This is a genomic window from Streptomyces sp. NPDC111802 (genome assembly GCF_055634335.1).
This window is the reverse complement of record NZ_JBVKCZ010000161.1, coordinates 1-3,467: the sequence shown is the minus strand read 5'-3', so window position 1 is coordinate 3,467 and position 3,467 is coordinate 1. Positions and strand designations below refer to the sequence as shown.

General features: G+C 71.0%; 1 protein-coding gene. It reads left to right on the top strand.

The genetic code is table 11. The features are described from left to right. Positions 1–648: 648 nt before the first annotated feature. Positions 649–3,324, top strand: a complete 2,676-nt coding sequence (locus ACZ7NC_RS44875; RefSeq protein WP_471498045.1) for an FAD/NAD(P)-binding protein — start codon at positions 649–651, stop codon at positions 3,322–3,324. Positions 3,325–3,467 lie beyond the last annotated feature (143 nt).

Sequence of the window (3,467 nt, the reverse complement as noted above, 5' to 3'; positions counted from 1 at the left end):
GGATCTCATAGACATCGAACCTGCCAAGAGGCCCTGTCCCCGGCCGGTTTACGCCGGCGGGAACAGGGCCTCGTTACGTTCCAGGACAGCCTGCTCTCGAGTTGGCGATCGCCTTGTTGTCCGCGGACAACAAGCGGGCCAAGTCACTCCAGGCACCGACTCGTTGTGGTTGTTGTCCGCGGACAACAACCACAACGAGCGTGCTGTTCAAGCTCGAGGCGGTGACAGTGACAGCTAGCGGAGGATGCCGAAACCGACGCCGCCGCCTGAACACAGCCCACCGATCACCTCACTGACCTGGGGTCATGCTTCATTTTCGGACCAGAGCCACGGTGTTGGAGTCACCCCGCACGAGCCGTTGACCAGCCGGAGAGTGCGAAAGACGAGGACTGCACAGTGTGTGTGGATACCGCAGCCCGATCGACTACGAGACGAGCACTGGGCCAACTCCCTTCTGGCGCTGGCCGCTTAAGAGACCTCCACAGCGCGAGGGGATTGACAGATTCCTTGTGAGGACCACTGATTATGAACAGAGGATCAACGGACCGACCGGTGCCCTGAAGGTCTCCCCGGCTTGAATTCCCTACTACCCCGGTCGGAATAGTTCAGAACCGAGGAACGACCGAAGACCACCGCCGGAGGTATTACGTGACCGAAGTCCGCGAGCGGCACACAGTGGCCATCGTCGGAATGGGCGCGGCGGGCACACTGACCGCCGTCCAGCTCTGCGAGACGGCGGCGCGCCGCCGGACACCGCTCGACCTGGTCCTGCTCGACCCGGCCCCGGAGGCGGGCCGCGGCACCGCGTACGCCACGCGCGACCCGCGCCACCGTCTCAACGTGCCTGCGGGCGGCATGAGTTGCTACCCGGACGAGCCGGACCACTTCACCCGCTGGCTGTGCAGGCACGGCGAGCCCACCGTAACCGGCGCGGACTTCGCCACCCGTTACCGCTTCGGCGCCTACCTCGCCGACACCCTCGCGCATGCCATCATCCGGGGTCATGGGACGGTGTGCGTGCGACGGCTGCGCACCCGTGCGGAGAGCTGTACCGACACCCCAGACTGCCGGGTAGACCTCCACCTCACCGACGGGGGACACCTGATCGCCGACAGCGCGGTCCTGGCCACCGGTCCGGCGGCCCCGTCCGCCACCTGGGCCCCGCCCGCCCTGCGCACCTCGGACCGCTTCGTCGCCGAGCCCTGGAGCACGGGCGCCCTGGACGGCCCGTCCGGCACCGCCGACGTCCTCCTTGTCGGTACGGGTCTTACGGCCGTCGACCTTGCCCTGACCCTCGATCGCCCCGGCCGCACGGTGCACGCCGTCTCCCGCAGCGGCCTGCTGCCCCAGCCGCACGCGCTCGCACCGGCCGGCCCGATGAGTTCGCCGGAGGAACTGGACGACACCTCGCTGGGCCACCTGCGCCGGGTCGTGTACCGCCACATCAGCCGCTCCGTACGCGCCCACGGCGACTGGCGCCCCGCCCTCGACAGCCTGCGCCCGCACACCGCCCGCCTGTGGCACAGCCTCACCCCCGAGGACCGCGCCGAGTTCCTCGCCCGCGAGGGCGCCCTGTGGAACACCCACCGCCACCGCATGGCACCCGCCACCGCCGAGTCTGTCTCCCGGGCCCGTACGACACGACGGCTCAGTGTCCACACGGGCACCGTGACGGACGCGGTGGAGCACGACGACTCGCTCGTGGTGACGCTCTCCAACGGCCGGACTTTACATGTCGGTTTGGTGATCGACTGTACTGGGCCGGGGCGGCGCTCCGACGATCCCCTGTGGTGCTCACTGTTCGCGTCCGGCGGCGCGGTTTCCGGCCCGCTCGGCATGGGTGTCGCCACGCTCGACGGACGTCTCCTGGATGCCGAAGGATGCGCCGAGCGCCCGCTGTTCACACTGGGCGCCCCGCGTCGTGGCGAGCTGTGGGAGACGACAGCGATCCCCGAGATCCGCGCCCAAGCAGCCGCCCTGGCAAGGGAGTTGCTCGCCCCGCTGACACACACGCCCCGCCGCTCCCGCCGTCCCGTCGACGGACACGGCCTCGCCTTGACCACCCATGCCGAGGCGGCCGCCGCTTACCGCAATGGTCTCGAACGCGTCCTCAAAGTCCGGGCTGGCGCCGAGGACGCCTTCGCCCGCGCGGTCGCCCTCGACCCCGGTTTCGCCCTCGGCCATGCGGCACTCGCCCTGCTCGGCCACGAGTGCGGCGCCGACGTCGACGTACCGCATGCTCTTGCCCAGGCCCAGCGGTCCGCCCTCGAACGGGCCGACGAGCGGGAGCGCTCGTTCGTGGACGTGGTCATGCGCCGGGTGCATGGCAACTCTGCCAACAGGGCTGACGGTGCCCTTGTACGGCACCTCGACGCGCACCCGGCCGACGCACTCGCGCTCGCCGCCGCAGTGCCGACCATCGCCTTCTCCGGCGTCACCGACCTCGACCACGGCCAGGCCCTGCGGCTGGTCGAGCGGACATCTCCGGCCCACGACGGCCACTGGTTCCACACCTCGCTGCTCGCCTTCCTCCGCCAGGAGCAGGGCCGGCTGCACGAGGCCGGCGAACTCGCTCACCGCGCCCTGGCCGCCGAGCCGGCCTCCGGGCATGCCGTGCACGCGCTCGCCCACGTCTACTACGAGTCCGGCGCGCACCAGGCAGGCCGGGACTGGCTGGACGGCTGGGTGGCCGGGCAGGGCCGGGGCGCGGTCCACCGGGCGCACTTCTCCTGGCACATCGCCCTGCACGAACTCGCCCTGGACAACTCGGCTGCGGTGCGCAGGCGATGGTTCGCCCAGCTTGCGCCGGGGCGGGTGGTGACCGGGGTGCGCGCGCTGGTCGACTCGGGGTCGCTGCTGTGGCGGGCCCGGCTGAGCGACAGCTGGCCGGGCGAACTCCCTGCCGCGGACGTCTTGGACACCGTCGCGAACGACGTACTGGAACGGCCGGCGACCGCCTTCACCGCCCTGCACGTCGCCGTCGCCCTGGCCGCCGCCGGGGACCTGCCGGCCCTGCACCGACTGCGCGACCACGCCTCCGGTGCCGACGAGGTGCAGCGGGAGGTCATCGTCCCGCTGTGCGAGGCGTTCGCCGCGCTCGTCGAGGAACGCTTCCACGAGGCGGCCCGCGGCCTGGACGCCCTGCTGCCGGTGCTGCGCCGCGTCGGGGGCAGCGCCGCGCAGCGGGAAGTCGTCGAGGAAACGCTCCTCTACGCCCTGGTAGCAGCGGGCCGTTGCGACGCGGCACGGCGCCTCCTGGACACCCGCCTGGACCGCAAGGAGGCACCGCGCGACCGCCGGATACGCGCAGGGCTGCCCGCCTGAGCAAGCTGCCGTCCGCCTTCACCTTGGTGCTGATGCCCCTGACTTGTTCCGACACCCCGTCAGGCGATCAGGCACTTGTCAACGTGACAGCACCGGCGACTGGTGTGGCTGGGCGCGACTTGGGGAGCGCGGTCAACGCGGGC